Source organism: Amycolatopsis sp. SID8362 (assembly GCF_010550475.1).
In the GTDB taxonomy this organism is placed as follows: Bacteria; Actinomycetota; Actinomycetes; order Mycobacteriales; family Pseudonocardiaceae; genus Amycolatopsis; species Amycolatopsis eburnea.
The window spans coordinates 1-22349 of record NZ_JAAGNB010000830.1 but is presented as its reverse complement, the minus strand read 5'-3'; the positions used below and the strand labels follow the sequence as shown (position 1 = coordinate 22349).

General features: G+C 70.1%; 20 protein-coding genes, 2 tRNA genes, 1 other RNA gene and 2 pseudogenes. 11 read left to right on the top strand and 14 right to left on the bottom strand.

The window, feature by feature from the left end; translation table 11 throughout:
* Positions 1 to 602: pseudogene (locus tag G3I65_RS25885) on the top strand (MFS transporter); the annotation flags it as partial.
* A 139-nt stretch (positions 603 to 741) separates the two neighbouring features.
* Complete coding sequence (locus G3I65_RS25880; protein WP_160698411.1) at positions 742 to 1965, top strand: diguanylate cyclase; 1224 nt, start codon at positions 742 to 744, stop codon at positions 1963 to 1965.
* Between the two features lie 3 nt (positions 1966 to 1968).
* Here G3I65_RS25880 and G3I65_RS25875 read toward each other — a convergent pair whose 3' ends face one another.
* Positions 1969 to 2175 (bottom strand): hypothetical protein, encoded by a 207-nt coding sequence (locus G3I65_RS25875; protein ID WP_160698410.1) that lies wholly within the window; start codon positions 2173 to 2175, stop codon positions 1969 to 1971.
* Positions 2176 to 2482: 307 nt separating this feature from the next.
* Positions 2483 to 2851, bottom strand: a transfer-messenger RNA (tmRNA) gene (ssrA, locus tag G3I65_RS25870).
* 147 nt (positions 2852 to 2998) lie between these two features.
* Between ssrA and G3I65_RS25865 the strand changes: the two genes are divergently transcribed.
* The 5 genes from G3I65_RS25865 to G3I65_RS25845 all read left to right on the top strand — a co-directional run bounded on the left by G3I65_RS25865 (position 2999) and on the right by G3I65_RS25845 (position 7227).
* Entirely contained in the window at positions 2999 to 3673 is a 675-nt protein-coding gene (locus tag G3I65_RS25865) for a sensor domain-containing protein (RefSeq protein WP_160698409.1), read from the top strand.
* Positions 3670 to 4803 carry a sensor histidine kinase gene (locus G3I65_RS25860; protein ID WP_160698408.1) on the top strand — a complete coding sequence of 378 codons (1134 nt, stop codon included), beginning with the start codon at positions 3670 to 3672 and terminating at the stop codon, positions 4801 to 4803. Before G3I65_RS25865 ends, G3I65_RS25860 begins: the two co-directional genes overlap by 4 nt.
* Positions 4804 to 4842: 39 nt before the next feature.
* The gene (locus tag G3I65_RS25855; protein WP_086864789.1) at positions 4843 to 5484 is read left to right on the top strand and encodes a response regulator transcription factor; all 642 of its coding nucleotides are present in this window, start codon (positions 4843 to 4845) and stop codon (positions 5482 to 5484) included.
* 119 nt (positions 5485 to 5603) lie between these two features.
* Positions 5604 to 5819, top strand: coding sequence for a hypothetical protein (locus G3I65_RS25850; protein ID WP_086864791.1), 216 nt, complete (start codon positions 5604 to 5606; stop codon positions 5817 to 5819).
* 94 nt (positions 5820 to 5913) lie between these two features.
* Positions 5914 to 7227, top strand: coding sequence for an acyltransferase (locus G3I65_RS25845; RefSeq protein WP_160698407.1), 1314 nt, complete (start codon positions 5914 to 5916; stop codon positions 7225 to 7227).
* Here the strand turns inward: G3I65_RS25845 and G3I65_RS25840 are convergent.
* From G3I65_RS25840 to G3I65_RS25805, 8 genes are all read right to left on the bottom strand, one after another.
* A complete protein-coding gene (locus G3I65_RS25840) occupies positions 7217 to 8113 on the bottom strand; it encodes an amidohydrolase family protein (protein WP_160698406.1) in 897 nt (298 codons plus the stop codon). The two genes, G3I65_RS25845 and G3I65_RS25840, sit on opposite strands and share 11 nt — an antisense overlap.
* Entirely contained in the window at positions 8110 to 8592 is a 483-nt protein-coding gene (smpB, locus tag G3I65_RS25835; RefSeq protein WP_086849338.1) for an SsrA-binding protein SmpB, read from the bottom strand. The genes G3I65_RS25840 and smpB overlap by 4 nt, the downstream gene beginning before the upstream one ends.
* A gap of 46 nt (positions 8593 to 8638) precedes the next feature.
* Positions 8639 to 9532 (bottom strand): permease-like cell division protein FtsX, encoded by an 894-nt coding sequence (gene ftsX, locus G3I65_RS25830; protein ID WP_160698405.1) that lies wholly within the window; start codon positions 9530 to 9532, stop codon positions 8639 to 8641.
* A gap of 47 nt (positions 9533 to 9579) precedes the next feature.
* The gene (ftsE, locus tag G3I65_RS25825) at positions 9580 to 10269 is read right to left on the bottom strand and encodes a cell division ATP-binding protein FtsE (RefSeq protein ID WP_003082104.1); all 690 of its coding nucleotides are present in this window, start codon (positions 10267 to 10269) and stop codon (positions 9580 to 9582) included.
* Positions 10270 to 10381: 112 nt separating this feature from the next.
* A complete protein-coding gene (gene prfB, locus G3I65_RS25820; RefSeq protein ID WP_160698404.1) occupies positions 10382 to 11485 on the bottom strand; it encodes a peptide chain release factor 2 in 1104 nt (367 codons plus the stop codon).
* A gap of 63 nt (positions 11486 to 11548) precedes the next feature.
* Complete coding sequence (locus tag G3I65_RS25815) at positions 11549 to 12049, bottom strand: PadR family transcriptional regulator (protein ID WP_086858966.1); 501 nt, start codon at positions 12047 to 12049, stop codon at positions 11549 to 11551.
* A 379-nt stretch (positions 12050 to 12428) separates the two neighbouring features.
* A tRNA-Met gene (locus G3I65_RS25810) sits at positions 12429 to 12505 on the bottom strand.
* A gap of 77 nt (positions 12506 to 12582) precedes the next feature.
* Positions 12583 to 13167 (bottom strand): TetR/AcrR family transcriptional regulator C-terminal domain-containing protein, encoded by a 585-nt coding sequence (locus tag G3I65_RS25805; RefSeq protein ID WP_160698403.1) that lies wholly within the window; start codon positions 13165 to 13167, stop codon positions 12583 to 12585.
* Positions 13168 to 13261: 94 nt separating this feature from the next.
* Here G3I65_RS25805 and G3I65_RS25800 point away from each other — a divergent pair, with 94 nt between their 5' ends.
* The gene (locus G3I65_RS25800; protein ID WP_160698402.1) at positions 13262 to 14680 is read left to right on the top strand and encodes an FAD-dependent monooxygenase; all 1419 of its coding nucleotides are present in this window, start codon (positions 13262 to 13264) and stop codon (positions 14678 to 14680) included.
* Positions 14681 to 14726: 46 nt separating this feature from the next.
* Here the strand turns inward: G3I65_RS25800 and G3I65_RS25795 are convergent.
* Both G3I65_RS25795 and G3I65_RS25790 read right to left on the bottom strand, forming a co-directional pair.
* Positions 14727 to 14800, bottom strand: a tRNA-Met gene (locus G3I65_RS25795).
* Between the two features lie 67 nt (positions 14801 to 14867).
* On the bottom strand, positions 14868 to 17870 hold the full coding sequence (locus tag G3I65_RS25790) for a UPF0182 family protein (RefSeq protein ID WP_160698401.1): 3003 nt from the start codon (positions 17868 to 17870) through the stop codon (positions 14868 to 14870).
* 149 nt (positions 17871 to 18019) lie between these two features.
* Between G3I65_RS25790 and G3I65_RS25785 the strand changes: the two genes are divergently transcribed.
* Complete coding sequence (locus tag G3I65_RS25785; protein ID WP_125311691.1) at positions 18020 to 18559, top strand: PPA1309 family protein; 540 nt, start codon at positions 18020 to 18022, stop codon at positions 18557 to 18559.
* On the opposite strand, the gene G3I65_RS25780 is transcribed toward G3I65_RS25785, so the two are convergent.
* Positions 18556 to 19581: a PDZ domain-containing protein gene (locus tag G3I65_RS25780; RefSeq protein WP_203612508.1), complete on the bottom strand. Its 1026-nt coding sequence runs from the start codon at positions 19579 to 19581 to the stop codon at positions 18556 to 18558. The genes G3I65_RS25785 and G3I65_RS25780 overlap by 4 nt on opposite strands.
* 182 nt (positions 19582 to 19763) lie before the next feature.
* Here G3I65_RS25780 and G3I65_RS25775 point away from each other — a divergent pair, with 182 nt between their 5' ends.
* Entirely contained in the window at positions 19764 to 21137 is a 1374-nt protein-coding gene (locus G3I65_RS25775) for a zinc-dependent metalloprotease (RefSeq protein ID WP_163046754.1), read from the top strand.
* Between the two features lie 60 nt (positions 21138 to 21197).
* Here G3I65_RS25775 and G3I65_RS25770 read toward each other — a convergent pair whose 3' ends face one another.
* On the bottom strand, positions 21198 to 21707 hold the full coding sequence (locus G3I65_RS25770; protein WP_160698398.1) for a M48 family metallopeptidase: 510 nt from the start codon (positions 21705 to 21707) through the stop codon (positions 21198 to 21200).
* A 230-nt stretch (positions 21708 to 21937) separates the two neighbouring features.
* Between G3I65_RS25770 and G3I65_RS25765 the strand changes: the two are divergent.
* Positions 21938 to 22349: pseudogene (locus G3I65_RS25765) on the top strand (hypothetical protein); the annotation flags it as partial.

Sequence of the window (22349 nt, the reverse complement as noted above, 5' to 3'; positions counted from 1 at the left end):
CGGCGTGGCTTTCGGCCACCGGCGCCGGCATCCGGCTGATCTGGCGCGACCCGGCGCTGCGGACGCTCGTGGCGCTCAACTGGCTAGCCGGGTGCTACATCGTGCCGGAGGCGCTGGCCGCCCCGTACGCGGCGGGCATCGGCGCGGGCGCGACGCTGGTGGGCCTGCTGATGGCGGCGGACCCGGCGGGCAGCGTCGTCGGCGGCGTCGTGTTCGGCAAGTGGGTCCCGGAACACGTCCAGGTCCGGCTGCTCGGGTGGCTCGGGATCGCCGCGGGACTGCCGCTGGTGCTGTTCGCCTTCCGGCCGGGGCTGGCGCTTTCGGTGCTGCTGCTGGCGACGTCCGGCCTGCTGGCGACGGGCTACAACATCCAGGGCACGGTGTCGTTCATGCGCCGGGTGCCGGACGAGCACCGCGCGCAGTGCGCGGGCGTGAACTCCGCGGGCTTGATCACGGTGCAGGGCCTCGGCGCGGCCGCGGCCGGCGCGCTGGCGGAAGTACTGAGCCCGGCGCACACCATCGCGGTGGCCGGCGCGGCGGGTGCCGCGGTGGCCGTGCCGATCGCGAGGGCGTGGCGCCGGGCCGGGCTGGAGGGACCATGACCTCAGTTGTCGCGTCCGCACATGGCGCGCCTCCCTTCACCACCTCGGGCCGAACCGTCTCCGTGACTGGCCGGACACCATGAGTATGCGGACCGGCGGCGGTATACCGCGCTCTGGGCCACGCTTTCGTGACGTCCTCGTGGCGCCGCGCCACTGGACGCTGTGGCGGCAGCGTCCCCGCGTGGTCGTCTACTGCCTGCTGACCGAGGCCGTCGCGGTCGCGCTGACGCTGCGCCCGTACCCGGTCGCGGTGGACCGCCGGACGCTGCTGATCCTGGCGACGTTGCTGCTCCTCGGCATCCTCCAGTCGGAAACCGGACGGCGGGTGGAGCGCATCCGCCGTCGCGTGTCGGGGACCCCGCACATCAACATGACGTCGGTCTGGACGTTCGCCGGCGTGCTGCTCCTCCCCCCGCCACTCTTGGCACTGCTGGTCGCCGGCCTCTACTCGCACCTGGCGCTCCGCAGCTGGTACCGCCTGCAGCGGGTACCGGCGTCGAGAACGGCCAGCAACGCGGCCATCATCCTGCTGTCGTGCTACGCCGCTCAAGCGGTGGTCCCCGACATCCGCACGGCACTGACCCACGGCTGGGCCGGCACCTTCGCGCTGGCCGCGGCGGGCGTGACGTTCTTCGTGGTGAACGCGTTGCTGGTGCTGCCGGCCAGGCACGAAATCGGCCGCACGCCGGAAGCCCTGTTCGGCACCTGGGCGGACAACGGCCTCGAAGTGGCGACGCTGTGCCTGGGCGCCCTGAACGCGTTGGCGCTGGCGACGTTGCCGGGCCTGGTCCTGCTGGTGCTGCCGCCGTTGCTGCTGCTGCACCGCACGGTTCTGGTGAAGCAGCTGGAGGTGGCGGCGCACCGCGACGAGAAGACGGGTCTGTACAACACGAGCGGCTGGCACGCGCTGGCGGAGCGGACGCTGGCCGCGACGGCCCGCCAGCGCTCGACGTTCGGCCTGCTGATGCTGGACCTGGACCACTTCAAGCAGGTGAACGACACGTACGGCCACCTGGCGGGCGACGCGGTGCTGCGCGCGGTGGCCCAGGCGATCATCTCGGCGGTCCGCGGCCGCGGCGACGCGGTCGGCCGGTTCGGCGGCGAGGAGTTCGTGGTGCTGCTCCCGGGCATCAGCGAGCCCGACATCGGCGCGGTGGCCGAACGCATCCGCCGCGCGGTCAGCACCCTGACCGTCCCGGTGGGCCAGCTGTCGATCACGGGCCAGTCGGTCTCGATCGGCTCGGCGGTCTACCCGCGGGCGGGCACCTCACTCCAGCGTCTCCTGGACGCGGCGGACACCGCGCTGTACCACGCGAAGGCGACGGGCCGGAACAAGGTGGTCCACGTCGCGGACCTGAAGTAGCGCCTACCGCTCCCGCCACAACCCGGCATCGAGCCCGAGCATGTCCAGCAGTTCGGTGCACTCCCGCGCACTCGCGGAGTGCCCGGCAACGGTAACCAGAGCCCGACAGTGCTCGGCGGCGAGCCGCTCGGCCTCCTCGGCCCGCAGCACCCCCATCCGGCTGTCCTCATCGTGGGCGCTCGAGCTGCCACTGTGCCGTGCCCAGGTCATCTGGCCACCTACTTCCAGCCCCACTGGTGCGGAGCCATGGTCGGGACCTCAGCATGACACTCACACAAATTTCACCCGCAAGTGGCCCCCGTCACACCCATTAGTGTCCACCCCACCACCAAGCGCAACCACCCACCAGCCCGCGCCTACCCACCCACCCGGCACCGCAGCGGGGGCAAGGGGCGGCAGCCCCAAGAAGGGGTCCAGGGGGCGAAGCCCGCCTGGCGGGGGTCCGGGGGTTCGACCCCCGGAAAAACACCCGAGAACGAGAGAAGGCCCCAGCCCCGAAGGGGCGCGGGCCTTCTCGCAGTGGAGGTGCCGGGAATTGAACCCGGGTCCTCTGGCGTATCAACAGGGCTTCTCCGTGCGCAGTCCGCTACGTCTCTGCTTGGCTCCCTCAGTCACGCGAACAAGCCGAGGTGACGAGCCCAGCCACTGTTTGCTTCACGACAGTTCCCCGTGGCCGGGACTGCCGCTGAGCCTCCTAGCTGATGCCGGTACCCGGGCCGGAGGCGAACCCGGGCCGACAGAGACGCACTCGCTCAGGCGGCGAGGGCGTACTCGCGCTGACTGGAGTCGGCGCTTATTTGGTTGCGATGACGCTTAACGGTGGTCTCTCGCCTGCACCGGCACGCTTCTCCTGAATCAACGTCCAAAGTCGAAACCGTTCACCCCCTTGGTGGGACACAACCTGTCCATCATAACGCGTCCCGCCACCGCTTTTGTTCCAAGGTAGGGCCAGCCCCACCACGGGGATGCCCGCGCGCACCATGTCGGCCGGCCGGTGCGGAGGCGATCCTTGGAGCGACGAAGGGAGCCGGTCATGGTGCGCGAGAGGCGGGATCCGCCGTTCGGCGGTTCGGTGGTGTTCCTGCTGATGAACCTGCCGCTGGGGGTGGTGGCATTCGCCTTGCTGACGTCGTTCACGGCGGCCGGCGTGGGGACCGCGGTGGTGTGGGTGGGCGTGGGCCTGCTCGCGGTGCTGGTCCTGGCCGTGCGCGGGGGTGCGCGGCTGGAGCGGGCCCGGGTCTACGCGCTGCTGGACCGGTACATCGACCTGCCGTACCTGCCGCTGCCCGCCGAAGGGCAGAAGAACCGGTGGAAGGCGCGGCTGAAGGACCCGTCGACGTGGCGGGACCTGGCGTACTTCTTCGTCCTGTTCCCGCTCGGCCTGGTCGAGTTCGTGCTGGTGACCGTCTTCTGGTCGACGAGCCTGGCGCTGGCGGGGCTGCCGATCTACTTCCGGTGGCTGCCGGGCGGCGCGTACTACTTCCCGGCGGACGACGTGCGGTGGCTGACCGTGGACTCGACGGTGGAAGCGCTACCGTGGGCGGCGCTGGGGGTGCTGTTCATCGCGTTGTCCGTGGCGCTGACGAAGGCGCTGGCGGGAGTGCACGCCCGGCTGGCGAACGCGCTGCTGGGGCCGACCGTGGCGCAGCGCCGTCGGATGGAGCGCTGGTGGGAAGACGCGGAAGAGAAGAACCTGGTGGCGGGATGACCGAGGCATCGCCGGTGGAGCACCCGCGGCCGCACCCGGCTCGCACGATCGTGTACATGATCGTCAGCTTCTTCTTCCGGATCCTGCAGTTCGTGCTGATCGTGACGGGCCTGGCGGTCGGGGTCGCGACGGCCGTGATCTGGATCGGGTTCCCGATCCTGTTGGCTACGACGAGCTTCATCCGCTGGTCGGGCGACCGGGAGCGGGGCTGGCTGCGGACGATGCTGCGGGTGCCGTTGCCGCCGGTGCAGCGGCGGCCGTACGAGGAGGGGCAGCCGCTGCTGCGCCGGTGGGTGGTGCGGCTGAGCGACCCGACGACGTGGCGTGACCTGGCGTACCTGATGGCGGCGTTCCCGCTGGCGTGCGTGGAGCTGGGGATCGCGCTGGCGTCGATCGTGCTGCTGCCGATGGCGGTCTGGGTGACGCCGTGGCTGGGCTGGCTGCACGGCGAGCTGGGGCTCGCGCTGCTGGGGCCGGACCGCACGAAGCGGCTGGAGCAGAAGGCCGAGCGGCTGCAGGCGTCGCGCGCCCGCGGTGTCGACGCGGCCGAGGCCGAGCGGCGGCGCATCGAGCGCGACCTGCACGACGGCGCCCAGCAGCGGCTGGTCGCGGTCGCGATGAGCCTAGGGCGCGCGAAGTCGAAGTTCGACCAGGACCCGGAGTCGGTGCGGGAGCTGATCGACGAGGCCCACGCGGACGCCAAGCTCGCCGTGTCCGAACTGCGCGACCTCGCGCGCGGCATCTACCCGGCCGTCCTCGGCGACCGCGGGCTGGACGCCGCGCTGTCGGCGCAGGCGGCGAAGTCGCCGATCCCGGTGGACGTCGAGGTGGCCGTCGAGCCGCGCCCCCCGGCGGCCGTCGAAACGACGGCGTACTTCATCGTCGGCGAGACCCTGACCAACATCGCGAAGCACTCCGGCGCGACCGAAGCGGGCGTCAAGGTCTGGCGCACCGACGACCACGTCGTCGTCGAGATCACCGACAACGGGCACGGCGGCGCCGAGGTCCGCCCCGGCGGCGGCCTGGCCGGCCTGGCCGACCGCGCCGCGACCATCGACGGCGTGATCACGGTCGTCAGCCCGGCCGGCGGCCCGACGGTGATCCGGGCTGACCTCCCCTGCCAGTGGTGAATAGGCTGGACCCCGTTCATCCACGAGCTTGGGGGCCGGATGCGGGTAGTCATCGCCGAAGACGCCGTCCTGCTGCGGGCGGGGGTCACGCGCCTGCTCGCCGACGAGGGGATCGAGACGGCCGCGGCCGTGGACAACGGCGACGACCTGCTCGGCGCGGTCAAAGAGCACCGTCCTGACCTCGCGATCGTGGACGTCCGCATGCCCCCGACGTTCACCGACGAGGGCTTGCGCGCGGCACTGGCGGCGCGCAAGGAGATCCCCGGCCTGCCGGTCCTGGTGCTCTCGCAGTACGTCGAAGAGTCGTACGCGGTGGAACTCCTCTCGGGCGGCGCGGGCGGCGTCGGCTACCTGCTGAAGGAGCGCGTCGCGGACGTCGCGGACTTCCTGGACGCGGTCCGCCGCGTCGCGAACGGCGGCACGGCGATCGACCCGGACGTCATCGCCCAGCTGATGGCCCGCGGCCGCCGCAATCCCCTGGACGCACTGACGGCCCGGGAGTCGGAGGTCCTCGGCCTGATGGCGCAGGGCCTGTCGAACACGGCGATCGCGAACTCGCTCGTCGTTTCGCACGGCGCGGTGGAGAAGCACATCGGGAACATCTTCTCGAAGCTGGGGCTCGAGGCGAGCGCGGAGGAACACCGCCGCGTCCGTGCGGTGTTGACGTACCTGGGCCGTTAGCGAGACGGATGGTGACCAAAAGCCCCGTAGGGTGGACTGAGGGTCACCCGTTCCGCGGGCGGCACCCCCAGCACCCCTCACTTACCATGAGCGGACCCGCCGACGAGAGGAGCGAGCAGATGACCGACGAAGTCCGCTTCTTCGGCGGCCCGCTCGACGGCCGCGTCCAGGAGCTCGGGGACGCCGAGCCGGTGCCCGGCACCGTGATCCGGCACATCCACCTGCACGGCGGGCCGAAGATCGAGACCCGGTACGAGCTCGGGCTCACCGAGCACGGCTGGGAGTACCGCGTCGCCGCGACGCAGCACGAACCCGAGCCGGACGGGCTGAGGTAGGGAGAACCCCCCTACCCCGCGGGGGTGAACAGGACCCCCAAGACGCCGGTCAGCACCGCTGTTCCGGGACGCCCGAGCGACCAAGCTCAACTGCATGCAAACGAGCCGGGACCGCTTCCTCGACGTCGTCCGGGCGGGGGCCATCCTCGCCGTCATCGCCCAGCACTGGGTCATGCCGGTGCTCTCCTACTCAGACGGTCACCTCGCCACCGGGAACGCCCTCGCGACGCCGGGGTGGTGGGTCGTCACCTGGCTCAGCCAAGTCATGCCGCTCGTCTTCTTCGCCGGCGGCGCCGCGGGCCTGATCTCCTTCCGCCGCGCGGAATCCACGCGGACGTGGCTCGCCGGCCGGATCAAGCGGCTGATGGTTCCGGTGCTGCCGCTGCTGGCGGTCTGGCTGGTCGTCCCGGACTTCCTGCGCGGCCTCGGCGTGCCACCGCAGCCGCTGCAGGTCGGCAGCGCGATCGCCGCGCAGCTGCTGTGGTTCCTCGCCGTGTACGTGCTCGTCGTGCTGCTGACGCCGCTGATGGTCGCCGCGCACCGGCGCTGGGGCCTCAAGGTCCCGCTCGCCATGGGCGCCGCGGGCGTCCTCGTCGACGTCGCGCGCTTCAACGACTTCGGCTACATCGGTTACGCCAACGCGATCTTCGTCTGGGTCGCCGTGCACCAGCTCGGGTTCCACTACGTCGAAGGCCGCCTCGGCAAGCTCACCCGCCGCGGCGCGCTCGCGCTCTCGGCCGCCGGGTTCGGGATCACAGCGCTGCTGGTCGCGTTCGGCCCGTACCCGGCCAGCATGATCGGGATGCCCGGCGCGCCGGTGTCGAACATGAGCCCGCCGACCGTGCTGCTCGCCTTCCTCGCCGTCGGCCAGATCGGCCTGCTGCTCGCCTTCCGCCCGCAGCTCAACGCGCTCGCCGCGCGGCCGGGCATCGGGAACGCGCTGAGCTGGCTGGGCGCGCGGTTCATGAGCGTCTACCTCTGGCACATGCCGGCGCTGATCGTGGTGGCGGGCGTGACGGTGTACGGCCTCGGCTACGAAACCCCGGAGCCGGGCACGCTGCTCTGGCTGGTGATGGCGCCCGCGTGGTTCGCGGTCTGCGGGCTGGTGCTGCTCGGTCTGCTGCGGCTCTTCGCGCACTTCGAGATGCAGCGCGACACCGGCGAAATCACCGCGCGGACGCCGCAGCTCGTCGTCGCCGGCCTGCTGGTCTCCGGTGGTCTGCTCGGCCTGGCCGCACACGGGTTCGCGCCGCTGTCGGACGGCATCGCGCACGGCCCGGTGCCGTGGGTGGTCCTCGCGACGGCCGGGTTCCTCCTGGCGGGCAAGCACATTCCGGTCACCGCGCTCGGCACCCGCTACCTGGGCCGCGCCGTCGCCGTCAGCGAACGGGCCGCGCTCAAGCGGTGAGCAGCCGCAGCGGGGTGTCGTGCAGGACCGCCCGCAGGAACGGCTCCCCCAGGCGATCGTCGGCCGCCCAGCCGGCGATCGCCTGCAGCTGCGTCGCGTAGGAGTACGGGATGTTCGGGAAGTCCGTGCCGAGCACGACGCGGTCGGCGTACCCGGCCAGCCGCGCCGTCCAGTCCGGCGGCAGCGGCGACATCGCCTCGGCGAACGGCACGCCCACCATCGTCGTGTCCAGGTGCACCCGCGGGTACTTCGCCATCAGCTCGAAGGCCGTCCCGAACTCGGGCATCGCCGCGTGCGCCAGCACGGCCGTCAGCTGCGGGTGCCGCGCGAGGACCTCTTCGAACACCGACAACCCGGTGAAGTCGCCCCGCAACGGTCCGTGTCCACAGTGGACCACGACGGGCACGCCGGCGTCGGCGAGCGCGCCCCACACCGGCTTCAGCAGGTCGTCACGCGGGTCGTACGCGCCCACCTGCACGTGCGCCTTGAACACCCGGGCGCCGGCGCGCAGCGCACCGTCCACAGCGGACCCGGCGCCGGGTTCGGGGTAGAACGTCCCGGTCGGCACGGCGTCCGGCACCCGCGCCGCGAACTCGAGCGCCCACGACGTCAGCCACTCCGCCATCCCCGGCTTGTGCGGGTAGACCAGCGGCGCGAACCGCGTCACACCCAGCGAGCGCAACGTCGCCAAGCGGTCCTCTTCGGACGTCCGGTAGTGCACCGGCCACTCGGTGCCGTAGTGCGTCGAGGCCTGGTCGAAGTACGCCCACACCTTGTCCATCACCGGCTTCGGCAGGAAGTGGACGTGCAGGTCGACCAGGCCCGGCAGGCCCAGTGACGCCGTCCAGCGCGCGACGTCCGCGTCGGAAGCCGGGCCCGCCGTCACTCCGTGAACCGGCCCTTGAGCGCGCGGCCCATGGCCTTCCTGATGTCGCGTTCCGCGTCGCGCTTGGCGAGCGTCTGCCGCTTGTCGTAGGCCTTCTTGCCCTGCGCCAGCGCGATCTCGACCTTGACCTTGCCGTCCTTGAAGTACATCGACAGCGGCACCAGTGAGAGCCCGCTCTCCTTGGTCTTGCCGATGAGCTTCTCGATCTCCCGCCGGTGCAGCAGCAGCTTCCGGGTGCGCCGCGGCGTGTGGTTGGTCCACGTGCCCTGCGTGTACTCCGGGATGTGCACGTTGCGCAGCCACACTTCGCCGTCGTCGACCGTCGCGAACGCGTCCGCCAGGGACGCCTTGCCCTCGCGCAGGCTCTTCACCTCGGTGCCGACGAGCACGAGACCGCACTCGTAGGTGTCGAGGATGGAGTAATCGTGCCGCGCCTTGCGGTTCGACACGATCACCTTCTGGCCACGTTCCTTGGGCATACGACCACTCTACGTGATTCCGACGGTGACAAGCAGCCGGTTAAACCTAGTGCCGGACGTACAGCCGCAGCGTGACGTACCCGGTGATGGCGGAGATCACCACGGACACCGCCAGCAGGATCGGCGCGACCGGGAACAGCAGTTCCAGCATGGTGATCTTCGGGAACACGTCCCCGGTGAACACCGAATCGAGGAAACCGGCCTTCGTGATGATCAGCATGATGATCCCGAGGACCGCACCGACCGCGCCGGCGACCACCGCCTCCAAGAGGAACGGTAGCTGCGTGTACCACCGCGTCGCGCCGACGAGCCGCATGATGCCGACCTCGGTGCGCCGGGTGAACGCCGACACCTGGATCGTGTTGGCGATCAGCAGCAGCGCCGCGATGGCCATGATGAGCGCGGCGCCGAACGCCATGTTCCGGACACCGTTGAAGGCGTTGAACACGCGGTCGAGGAACTTCTTCTGGTCGTCGACCTTCCGCACGCCCGGCTTGCTGGCGTACTCCTGCACGATCGAGTCGCTGCGGTCCGGGTCCTTCAGCTTCACGTGCAGCGACGCGGGCAGCGACTCGGGGCCGGTGAGCGCGATCAGCTCCGGCTGGCTCTCGAAGATCTTCTTGAACCGGTCGTAGGCCTGGTCGCGGTTCTCGAACACGACCGACTCGACGCCGTTGTTGCCCTGCAGGTCCGAACGCAGCGACTGGCACAGCGCCTGGGTGCAGTTCTTGTCCGCCGCGCTGATGTCGTCGGTGAGGTAGACGGAAACCTCGACGTCGGCGAGGAAGTTGGACTTCATCTTGTCGATCGTGCGCACGGCCAGCAGGCCGCCGCCGAGCATGGCGAGCGACACGGCCGTGGTCAGGATCATCGCGATGGTCATCGTGACGTTCCGGCGCAGGCCGGTGACTACCTCACTGAAGACGAAACTGGCGCGCATGGCGGGGCTGGTCCTTGGGGTCGGGGTCGGTGCGGGGTGGGCGGGTCTCAGCGACCGATGCCGTAGACGCCTCGGGCGTCGTCGCGGATCACCCGGCCGAGCTGCAGCTCGACGACTCGGCGCCGCATGGAGTCCACGATGGAGTGATCGTGGGTCGCCATCAGGACGGTCGTGCCGGTGCGGTTGATCCGCTCCAGCAGCAGCATGATGTCCTGGCTGGTGTCGGGGTCCAGGTTCCCGGTCGGTTCGTCGGCGAGCAGCACCAGCGGCCGGTTCACGAACGCGCGCGCGATCGCGACGCGCTGCTGCTCACCGCCGGAGAGCTCGTTGGGCAGCCGGTCGGCCTTGCCGTCGAGGCCGACGAGTTCGAGCACCTCGGGGACGACCTTCTTGATGGTCGGGCCGGGCTTGCCGATGACCTCGAGGGCGAACGCGACGTTCTCCGCGACGGTCTTGTTGGCCAGCAGACGGAAGTCCTGGAACACGCAGCCGATGGTCTGCCGCAGGCGGGGGACCCGGCGGCGGGCCAGCTTGGCGACGTCGAAGTTGGACACCATCACGCGGCCCTTGCTCGGCGTCTCTTCGCGCAGCAGCAGCCGGAGGAAGGTCGACTTCCCCGATCCCGAGGGACCGATGAGGAAGACGAACTCACCCTTTTCGATGTCGACGGACACCCGCTCGAGCGCGGGCCGCGTCGAGGTCTTGTAGACCTTGGAAACCTCTTCGAGCCGGATCACGATTCGGCATACTACCCACCGGTCTCGTGAAGCCCCGGTTGCCCGGTCCACCCGGGTGGAGCAGCGGGCGTTCGCGCACGGTGAGCGGTCGGCCGAACACCCGCCGCACCGGTCAGACGGACGCGGTCTGCTTGCGCCAGCGGATGCCGGCGTCGAGGAAGCCGTCGATGTCGCCGTCGAGCACCGCGGTCGGGTTGCCGACCTCGAACTCGGTCCGCAGGTCCTTCACCATCTGGTACGGGTGCAGGACGTAGGAGCGCATCTGGTTGCCCCAGCTGGAGCCGCCGTCCTTGAGCGCGTCCATCTCCTTGCGCTCCTCCTCCTTCTTGCGCTGCAGCAGCCGCGACTGGAGGACCTTCATCGCGGCCGCCTTGTTCTGCAGCTGCGACTTCTCGTTCTGGCAGGAGACGACGATGTTCGTCGGGATGTGCGTGATGCGCACCGCACTGTCGGTCGTGTTCACGCTCTGCCCACCGGGGCCCGACGAGCGGTAGACGTCGACGCGGATGTCCTTCTCCGGGATGTCGACGTGGTCGACCTCTTCGACCTCCGGCAGCACCTCGACGTGCGCGAACGACGTCTGGCGGCGGCTCTGGTTGTCGAACGGCGAGATCCGGACGAGCCGGTGGGTGCCCTGCTCGACCGAGAGGGTGCCGTAGACGTAGGGGGCGCTGACCTTGAACGTCGCCGACTTGATGCCCGCCTCTTCGGCGTAGGAGATGTCGTAGACGTCGGTCGGGTAGCCGTGGCGCTCCGCCCAGCGCAGGTACATGCGGAGCAGCATCTCGGCGAAGTCGGCCGCGTCGACGCCGCCTGCCTCGGAACGGATGGTGACGACGGCGTTGCGGTCGTCGTACTCGCCCGAGAGCAGCGTGCGGACCTCAAGGCCGTCGATGGACTTGCCGAGGTCGGCGAGCTCGGTCTCGGCCTCGCCCATGCTGCCCGCGTCGCCTTCGGCCTCCGCGAGCTCGTACAGCACACCCAGGTCGTCGAGCCGCTGGCGCAGGTCGGAGACGCGCCTCAGCTCGCCCTGCCGGTGGGACAGCTGGCTGGTGACCTTCTGGGCCGCCTCCGGGTCGTCCCAGAGGGTGGGGCTCGAGGCCTGCTGCTCCAGGTCGGCCACCTGGGCACGCAGCGCATCCAGGTCCATCACCGACTCGATCTGCGTCAGCTTGCCGGTCAGGTCCCTCAGTGCCGCGTCGAACTCATCACTCACGTTTGTCAAGGTTACGGCAAAACCCACGACCGGTTGCGAGGACCGGTCGTGGGCGCGCGAACCTCAGGCCGCGGGGATGGCGTCGAGCAGCTTCAGCGCGGCCTTGGCCTGGGCCTGGGCGAACTCGGCGACGGCCTTTTCGTACGGGCCCTCGGCCGCCTTGGTGGCCGCCTTGGCGTCGTCGAGCTGCTGGCCGTAGCTGGTCCGGGCGGCGTCCAGCAGCGACTGGCGCTGCTTCGCGGTCAGCGACCCCGCGTGCACGAGCCGCAGGATGAGCGGGCTGCGCAGGTGGTCGGGACCGGCCTCGGACGTCAGCCAGGCCTTGAAGGCCTTCTTGCCGGCGGCGGTGATCAGGTACTGCTGGCTGGAGCGCGGGCCCTGCTTGCCGAGCCGGACGAGACCTTCCTTGGACAGCGCCGGGAGCTCCCGGTACACCTGGCTGCGGGTGACGCTGAAGAAGGCGCCGAATCGCTCACCCGCTCCCGCGACGAGCTGCCCGCCGGTGGCGGGACCGTCGTGGAGCAGACCGAGCAGGGCGGCGGCTGTTGCATTCAATTCGGACACGTCCCCTACATTCCCACTTATCGGCCGCTGTGTCCACAGTGGTCAGCAGATCTGTCCATTGTGGCTAGTGAGATCCCCTCGTTCGGCCCAATGCGACCAGGTCCACTGTGGACCGCGGACACGCAGCGCAACCATCACCGCGGTTCTTTGGTCCAACCAGCCGCACGCGAACGGCCGGGAAACGGCCAGGCAGGTGAGCCCGGCGCGCGCCTTTCCCCGGCTTGGCCGACGCCGGATACGCACCGCAACCACTCCGTCTCGGGGCACTCATCGCGGAATCCGCGGTTTTTCGCGCGCGGCACGGGAAAGTCGGCAGCGGAAGTTGTGCCGATATGACAAAAGAGGCGCGTTCCCGGATTTCCGGGAACGCGCCTCTTCGTGGTAGCGGGGACAGGATTTGAACCTGCGACCTCTGGGTTATGAGCCCAGCGAGCTACCGAGCTGCTCCACCCCGCGCCGTTGTGGTACTTGAATAGATTACACGGGGTCGCGAACGGGTTTACACCGGGGTCGACCAACCGGCTGACCAGGCGTTACTCCACTCCGAGCCACCGCCGTGCTCCACTCAGGACCATGGCCAGCCCGTCCTCGAACCGCGAATCGACGTCGGCGAGCAGGTCCCCGGCCCGCTCGCTGCGGTAGCGCTCGTCCAGTTCGCCCGGCTTCGGGTAGACGGCCTGCTCTTCGATGGTGAAGCCGACGACGTAGCTGTACACCGTGAACAGCGCCTGAGCGGCCCGGCGCTCGTCCAGCCCGGCTTCGACACTCCGACGCAGCGGGCTCGGCGGGACCAGGCCGGTGTCCCCGAGGTAGGTGCCGGCGAAGACCTTCCCGCCGTCGCGGTAGGACAGCATCATCCGCCGCAGCGCCCGCGCGCCGTGCGCGACGGCGTCCCACTCCCCCAGCGACTCCGGTGGCACGCGCTCGTCGGCCGAATCGCGGTACATCTGCGTCGCCATCTCGTCGAGCAGCTCCTGCTTGTTCTTCATGTGCCAGTAGAGCGCCGGCGCCTTGACCCCGAGATCGGCGGCGATCAGCCGCAGGGTGAGGCCGTTGAGGCCGGTCTCGTTGAGCAGCTTCAGCCCCGAGCGCGCGATGTCCTGCCTGGTCAGGGCCATGTTTTCGACTCTCCTCGTGCTACCGGCTTGACAATTTAACGATGTTAAGGGCACTCTCGGGTCAGGTCAATTTAACGTTGTTAAGGAGCTGGGGATGGACGAGCTGACCGCGGACGTGGTCGTCGCCGGGGCGGGCCCGACCGGGCTGATGCTGGCGAACGAGCTGGCACTGGCCGGCGTGGACGTCGTCGTGCTGGAGCGGCTGGCGGCGCGCACCAGGCTGTCGAAGGCACTGAACCTGCAGCCGCGCACGGCGGAGGTGCTGGACCTGCGTGGCCTGCTGGGCCGGGCGGAGCAGCGGTCGTTCACGACCGTGCCGGAGGGCCACTTCGCGATGATCCCGGTCAGCTACGCGAACTGGGACACGCGGCACCCGTACCAGGTGGGCATCCCGCAGGCCCAGGTCGAAGCGGCGCTCGAGGAGCGGCTGGCCGAGCAGGGTGTGAAGGTGCTGCGCGGGCACGAGCTGACCGGCTTCGCCCAGGACGCGACCGGCGTGACGGTCACCGCCGGCGACGTCCGGGTGCGCGCGACGTACCTGGTGGGCTGCGACGGCGGCCGCAGCGCGGTGCGGAAGGCGCTGAACCTGCCGTTCGAAGGCATCGAAGGACGCGGTCACGGCGTCTCGGCGGACGTCCTGTTCGCGTCGGCGCCGCCGGGCGCGCCGACGGAGTGGCGGTCGATGCGGAACCTGGTGCGGTCGGCGACGTCACCGGGGTCGTTCGTCGGCCTGATCCCGCTGGCCGAGCCGAACCTGTACCGCCTGAGCTACGGCGACCGCCTGAACCGCCCGGCGGACCTGCGGGCGAAGGTGACCGACGACGAGGTGCGCGCGAAGGTCCGCGAAAGTTTCGGCGACGCCGTGGAAATCTCCGAAATCCGCTGGGCGTCCCGGTTTTCCGACGATTCCCGGCTGGCGGGCAAGTACCGCGTGGACCGGGTCTTCCTGGCCGGAGACGCGGCCCACACCCACTTCCCGGCCGGCGGCCAGGGCCTGAACCTCGGCGTCCAGGACGCGGTGAACCTGGGCTGGAAACTGGCGGCGGAGCTGAACGGCCGTGCCCCGGCGGGCTTGCTGGACACCTACGAAGCGGAACGCCGCCCGGTGGCGGAAGCGGTCCTCCAGAACGTCGCGGCCCAAACGGCGTTGATCCCGGCGACCCCGGAACAGCGGGCGATGCGGCTGCTGTTCCAGGATTTGACGGCGATCCCGGAAGTCCAGCACCGGCTGTCCGGAATGGTCTCCGGCCTGAACATCCGCTACGCGTCGGACGAACCCCACCCGGCGGGCACGCGTCTCCCGGACTTCCCCTTCGGCGACGGCTACGTGAGCGACTTGTTCCACAAAGGAAAGTTCGTCCTGCTGACGACGACTCCGGCTCGACCGCCCCACCCGGACGTCGTGGTGGCCCGAGTGCCAACACTCCCATGGCCCGACCTGACGAGGGTGCTCGTCCGCCCGGACGGTTACGTCGCCACGGCAACGGATTCGGTGGACGGCTGGCTCGTCTGACGAAAAAAAGAAGAGGCGCGGCCAATGGCCACGCCTCTTCTTCCAGTAGCGGGGACAGGATTTGAACCTGCGACCTCTGGGTTATGAGCCCAGCGAGCTACCGAGCTGCTCCACCCCGCGTCGTGACACCTACCTTACGCCACTGTTTCCAAGGGGTGCAAAGCAGGTGCCCCGTAGGTAACTGACGTCACCCTCCCGGCTGGGTGCTGGGCGGCGGAGCGCTGCTCGACGGCGTCGCCGTCTTGGCCGCTTCGTACGCCCGCGCCGCCGCGTCGAGCGCCGCGAGCGCCGCGCCCTGGTCCGCGAAGTTGCCCGACTGCTGGGCCGCCTTCAGCTTCGCGATCGCCGCCTGGATGTCGGTGACCGCCTTGTCCAGAGCCGCGTTGCCGCCCCCGTTGTTGGGCGGAGTCGTCGGTGTCGTCGGCGGGGTCGTGGGCGGCGTGGTCGTGGGCTGCCCGGCCTGCGGCGGCGTCGTGGTGGCTTCACCGGTGCCGGCCCCGAAGACCTGGTCGAGCGCTTCCTGCAGCGTCGCGCCGTAGCCGACCTTCGGCCCGTACGAGACGAGGACGCGGGCCAGCTGCGGGTAACTCGTCTGGTTGCGCTGCCGGATGTACACCGGCTCGACGTAGAGGAAGCCCTGCGCGACCGGCAGCGTGATCAGGTTGCCGTAGATCGGCGTGACGTTCGGGTTGTTGAACAGCGTCCGGTCCTGGGCCACCCGTGGATCACTCTGGAACCGGTTCTGCACCTGGACCGGACCGTCGACCTGCGTCGCCCCGGTGGCCGCGCTCGGCAACTGCAGGACGCGGATCTTCCCGTAGTCGTTCGCATCGGAGGACACCGACATCCACGACGCCAGGTACTGCCGTTGCAGACCGGTCAGCGAGCTCGTCAGCTGGAACGTCGGCTTGCTCTGCCCCGGGGTGTCCGCGAGGACGTAGTAGCCCGGCTGGTTCGCCGCGCCGGCCGCCGTCGGGTTGCTCGCGCCCTCAGCCGTCGGATCCTGCGGGACGCTCCAGAACGCCTGCTGCGAGTAGAACTCCTGCGGGTTGCTGACGTGGTAGCGGGACAGCAGCTCGCGCTGGATCTTGAAGAGGTCCTCGGGGTAGCGGAAGTGCGAGCGCAGGTCCGGCGAAATGTCGGAGCTGGGCTTCACGAGCCCGGGGAAGACCTTCTCCCAGGCGTTGAGGACCGGTTCCTTGTCGTCGATCGAGTACAGCGTCACGTTGCCGTTGAAGGCGTCGACGGTGGCCTTGACCGAGTTGCGGATGTAGTTGATGGAGCTGTTGGCCTGCCGCGCGACGCCGTTGAGGGAGTCGTTGGTGGCCGCGCCGAGCTGGGTCTGCTGGGCGTACGGGAAGTTGTTGAGCGTGGTGTAGCCGTCGATGATCCACTGGATCTTGCCGTCGACGACGGCCGGGTACGGGTCGCCGTCGAGGGTCAGCCACGGCGCGACCTTGCTGACGCGCTCGCGCGGGTCGCGGTTGTACATGATCTTCGAGTTGTCGCCGATGGCGTCGGAGAACAGGATGTTGCGTTCGCCGTACTCGGCCGCGAAGGCGAGGCGGTTGAACCAGTTGTCGATCGAGACGCCGCCGCTGCCGTTGTAGGTGTAGCGGTCGGTCGCGGTGTCGTACTCGCCGGGCGCGTTGCCGGACGTCCCGCCGACGATCGCGTAGTCGGAGTCCGCGGCCGACAGCTCGCCGTAGTAGATGCGGGGCTGCTTGACCTCGATGCCCGGCTGGTTCGGTCCGGGCGAGCCGGCGCCGGTCGGGTTCTGGGTGTCGCTAGTCGTGGCGACCGGGTAGCCGCCGTCGGAGTTGGCGTCCTTGACCGCGCGGTCGATCGTGTTGGCAGGCGCGGCGACGAAGCCGTTGCCGTGCGTGTAGACGAGGTGCTTGTTGATCCAGCTGGTCTGGTTGCCGGTCAGGCCCTCGGTCTTGATCTCCTTCGCCGCGACGATGTAGTCCTGCGTCACGCCGCCGACGGTGTAACGGTCGATGTCGAGCTTCGCCGGGAAGCCGTAGAAGTTCTCCCGGCCGACGCGCTGGGTGAAGGTGTCGGAGAGGACGTTCGGGTCGAGCAGCCGGATGTTCGACATCGTCCCGGTGTCGGCCTTCAGCTGGTCCTGCGTGGCGGACGAAGCGCCGTTGTACTGCTGGTACTGGACGTCGGTGAGGCCGTAGGCGCGGCGGGTGGCGTCCATGTTGCGCTGGATGGACGTCGCTTCCTTCTCGTTCGCGTTCGGCTTGACCGAGAACTGGTCGAGGATCGCGGGCCACGCGACGCCGACGAGGATGCTGGACAGGATGAGCAGCACCAGCGCGATGGCCGGCAGCTGCAGGTTGCGCAGGAATGCCCCGGCGAAGAACGCGACCGCGCAGATCACCGAAATGCACAGCAGGATCAGCTTCGCGGGCAGGACCGCGTTCAGGTCGGTGTAGGTGGCACCGATGAACAGCGGGGCGCCGCGGTCGGACAGCAGCAGGTTGTACCGGTCGAAGAAGTACTCGGCCGCCTTCAGCAGCACGAAGACGCCGACGGTGATGGCGAGCTGCGCGCGGGTCGGGCCGGCGAGCTGGCCGCCCTTGCCGGCGAGCCGGATGCCGCCGAAGACGTAGTGCGAGATCAGCGCGCCGAAGAAGGAGATGACGACGGTAATGAACAGCCAGCCGAGCAGCCAGTTGTAGAACGGCAGGTCGAAGGCGTAGAAGCCGACGTCGTTGCCGAACTCGGGGTCGGTCTGGCCGAACGTGGTGCCGTTGAGGAACAGCTGCACGACCTGCCAGTCGCCCTGGGCGGACAGGCCGGCGATCAGGCCGGTCAGCACCGGGATGCCGATGCCGAAGAGCCGGATCCGGGCGACGATCGCCGAGCGGTAGCGCGCCAGCGGGTCGTCGGCGCCGGAGATCGGGACGAACACCGGGCGGGTCCGGTAGGCGATCATCAGGCTCACCGCCAGCGCCCCGCCGACGAGCAGCCCGACCGCGAAGAACAGGATGACCCGGGTCACCACCTGGGTCGTGAACACCGATCGCGCGCCGACCTCGCCGAACCACAGCCAGTCGACGTACGTGTCGAGGAGGCGGGCCCCGAGCAACAGCGCCAGCACGATCACCGCGGCGATGATGAGGAGGATCCGGCTCCGCCGGGACAGCTTCGGCAGGCTCACCGGGGGCCGAGTCGCCACGGCACACGCTCCTGTCTTCGTCAACACTTGAGCAGGGGCGCGTGCGCCCCCTGATTCCCTAACTCTACGGATGCCCGGTGAAGTTCCCGGGACCCGCCCAAACCGGACTCGCGGCAGTCACGCGCCGGCCGGCCTGACACCATGTGCGCATGGCAGCAGACGAAGCGCGACAGGCCGGCGTGGCCGCGCTCGCCCGTGAGATCGAGGAGTTCATGGCCGCGGGTGGCTGGGACCAGCCGCCGCAGCTGTTCGCGCTGGTGCCGACGGCGGCGCTGCTGGACGAGCAGCCGGAGCTGGCCGGGCAGCTGGACCGGGCGAACCCGCTGACTCCGGTGGCGCAGGAAGCGCTGCCGGAGGGTGACCTGGCCGAGGCGCTGGGCCGGATCGCGTGGCCCGATCTGGTGATCGGCTGCGCGCTGGCGCAGGAGATCATCGTGCTGCCGCCGGGCTCGGAGTCGGAGCTGCCGGACGTCGCCGAGGCGGACGCGGAGAGCCTGCGCCGCGCGGCCGCCGACCACCCGCAGCGGACGGAGGCCCGCCTCGTGGCCGCGGTCGTGCGCGACGGCGAAGGCGCCTGCGTGATGCGGCTGCGCGGCGCCGGCTCGGAGGAGCCGGTCGACGAAATCGTCGAGAGCCCGGACCTGGCGCCGAACCTCGTCGAAGCCCTCAAGGCGACGCTGCTCCCCTAGCAGGAGGCCGTCGGGCGGCCCGCCTTCAGGTTGCCCAGCTGGGTCAGCGCGTCGTCCAGTGTGGACACCTTGATGAGGTTGAGCCCGGCAGGCGCGTTGGTCTTGGCCTCGGCGCAGTTGTGCTCGGGCACCAGGAAGTCGGTCGCGCCTGCCTCGCGCGCGCCGACGACCTTGAACGAGATTCCCCCGATCGGGCCGACTTCGCCGGTCTCGGAGATCTCCCCGGTGCCGGCGATGTGCCGTCCGGCGGCCAGGTCACCGGGCTCCAGCCGGTCGATGATCGCGAGCGTGAACATCAGGCCCGCCGACGGCCCGCCGACGTCCTGCAGCGAGATGTTGACGGTGAAGGGCGCGTCGGCGCGGTCGACCGCGGTGAGGCCGATGAAGCCTTCCTTGCGGTCCGGGCGCGAGGCGAGCGTGAGCGGCACGGTCCGCTCGGGCTGGCCGTCGGACTGGAAGGTGATCTGGACGGTCTGGCCGGGCAGCGTGCCGGCCAGCGCGGCCCGCACGTCGGCGGCCTCGACGACCTTCTTGCCGTTGACGGTGATCAGCTTGTCGCCGGGCGAGAGCACGTGGTCGGCGGGGCTGCCGGAGACGATCTGCTTCGCCAGCACCTTGATCGGGTAGCCGAGCTTGCGCAGCGCGGCGACCTGCGCGTTCGTCTGCGAGTCCTGCAGCTGCTGGATGTTCTCCTGCTTGACCTGCTCGTTCGTCTCGCCGGGCTTGAAGTACTCCTCGCGCGGCGCGAGCGCGTACCGGCCGCTGGCCCAGAAGCCGAGGCCCTGGAAGAGCGTGACGCCGTCGTGCAGCGAGACGGTCGTCATCCGCAGCTCACCGGTGGTCGGATGAGTGTCGTGACCGGTGACCTGGATGACGGGGTTGCCCGCGGCGTCGCGACCCAGCGTGTCGTAGGTCGGGCCCGGGCTGATCGCGACGTACGGCACGGGCACGACCGAGCCGAGCACGACGAAGATCAGGAACAGCGAGCCGCTGACCACGAGTGTCCAGCCGCGGCGGGTCATCCGCCGGGCCTCGCCGGCCGGTTCCGCGGCCGGTTCCGGCGCGCTCTTCGCGGGGGCGGTCTCCTCGGAGGACTTGGTCACGCCCGACAGCGTACGGTGACCGTGTTCGCTTCTCGGTGAAGGCCACGCACATGGCTCCGGTTGACGCCCTCGACGGCCGTCGACCCGCGTACGGTGGACACATGAGCAAACCCCCGTTCGGCTTCGGACCGTCCGATCCCGACAAACGAGGTGAGAACGACCCCTCGGAGCCCTCCGGTGCCGAGGCCTTCAACCAGCTCGGGCAGATGCTGAGCCAGCTGGGCCAGATGCTCAGCCAGGCCGGCACCTCCAGCGGGCCGGTGAACTACGACCTCGCCAAGCAGATCGCCCTCCAGACCCTGGGCAGCGCCGGCAACACCGGCGAAAGCCGCCTCGGCTTCCGCGGCGGCGACGACGCGAACGCCGCCGTCCGCGACGCGGCCCACCTGGCCGAGCTGTGGCTCGACGCGGCGACGGTGTTCCCCGCCGGCGCGACGTCGACGGTCGCCTGGTCGCCGCGCACCTGGGTGGAGAAGACGCTGCCGACGTGGCAGCGGCTCTGCGACCCGGTCGCCCAGCAGATCTCGGGTGCGTGGATGCAGGCGCTGCCGGAGGAGGCCAAGCAGGCCGCCGGCCCGCTGCTGCAGATGATGGGTCAGATGGGCGGCATGGCCTTCGGCTCCCAGCTCGGCAACGCGCTCGCCCAGCTGGCGTCGGAGATGCTGACCTCGTCCGAGATCGGCCTCCCGCTGGCGCCCGCCGGAACGTCGGCGCTGCTGCCCGCGAACATCGAGAAGTTCGCCGACGGCCTCGAGCTGCCGAACAGCGAGATCCTGGTGTTCCTGGCCGCGCGCGAAGCCGCGCACCAGCGCCTGTTCACGCACGTGCCGTGGCTGCGCCAGCGCCTGCTGGCGACGGTCGAGGAGTTCGCGCACGGCATCACGGTCGACACCTCGGCCCTGGAGTCACTGGCCGGCCGCATCGACCCGTCGAACCCGGCGAGCATCGAAGAGGCGATGTCCTCGGGTCTCCTGGAGCCCCAGACCACGGACGAGCAGAAGGCGGCCTTGAGGCGCCTGGAGACCCTGCTGGCCCTGGTCGAAGGCTGGGTAGACGTGGTGGTGGCCGAAGCGGTCGGCAACCGCCTCCCGGGCGCCGACGCCCTGCGCGAGACGCTCCGCCGCCGCCGCGCGACCGGCGGCCCGGCCGAGCAGACGTTCGCCACCCTGGTCGGCCTGGAGCTGCGCCCCCGCCGCATGCGGGACGCGTCCAACCTGTGGAGCCTGGTGGGCGACCGCCACGGCGCGGAGAAGCGCGACGGCCTCTGGTCCCACCCGGACCTGATGCCGACGGCGGAGGACCTGGACGAGCCGATCGACTTCGCCGACCGCGTCGGCGAGAGCGGATCGCTCGACGACCTGGACCCGATCGCCGAGCTGGAGCGCACGGAACGGGCCGAGCGGGAGAAGGACAACCCGTCGTCCGAGCCGGACACCGACAAGGGCTCCGACCCGGACAAGGGCGACCAGTCCTGAGTTGAACCGCGGAGGGCCGGTGACCTGCACAGTGGTCACCGGCCCTTTGCCGTTCAGCCGTCAGTCCTCGAGGGAAATCCCCCACCCGGCGGCAGCCGACAGGCCCTCGAGGTACCCGATCGCCCGCTCGGTCTTCGGGTACCGCCGCACCAGGGCCCAGAACGCGGCGTCGTGCCCGGGCTCACGCAGGTGCGCCAGCTCGTGCACCAGCACGTAGTCGAGGACCCACGGAGGGACCTTCTGCAGCCGGTCGCTGACCCGGATGGTCGCGTCGACCGGCGTGCAGGACGCCCACCTCGTGCGCATCGGCGGCACCCAGCGGACGCTCGCCGGCGTCGCGTCACCGCCCAGGTACTTGCCCGACAGCAGCGCGCAGCGCGCGAGCAGGACTTCGTCCGACGTCTTCGGGGACGCCGGACGGCGTGGTTCCGAGCGCTGCAGTTTGCGCTCCATCTCGGCGACCCAATGTTTCTCCTCCGCCCTGGTCATCCGCGCGGGGATGAGCACGACGAGCGTGTCGTCTTTCCAATACGCGGTGACCGTCCGGTGCCGGCGCTGGCTGCGCCGCACTTCGACCTTGTGTCCAGGTGTGTCCGACGGGGGGTTCGTGTCCCCCCTGCCTCTCAGCGAGGGCATGCGTGCTTCGACCACTCGACAACGGTAAGGCCAGGCACCGACAACTCCGAGCGCCTTGAGGTCACAGACCCGAGTTGTCCACAGCCCGCTCCACTTGTGGACAACTCGGCCGATCCGGCGTCTTCGCGAGCCTTCCGGTCGGTCCGGGGTGCCATCCTGCGGACATGCTCCTCTCCACCGCGGACATGCCACCGGTCCTCCTGCCCACCCACCCCGCCCTGCTCCCGGGCCTGACAGTCCTCGAACGAGGCCCGCGCGAGATCCAGATCGGGCTCGACCCGCGCCACGGCGTGATCGTCGAAAACCTGGCGCCCGAGCTCGCCGCCCGAATACGCGCGCTCGACGGGAGCAAGCCCGTCGAGCGCCTCCTGCTCGCCGAGAGCGAACACCGTGACCAACTCCGCACGCTGCTGCGGCAGCTGACCGCGCTCGGCCTGGTCACCGACGCCGGCCGTCCGGAAGGCCCGGGACTGCGCGCCGAAACCGGTCTCTGGTCGCTGCGGGCCCGGCACCACCAGGGCGCGCTGGCCGACCGGCGGCGCGCCGCGGCGGTCACGGTGCACGGCAACGGCCGGG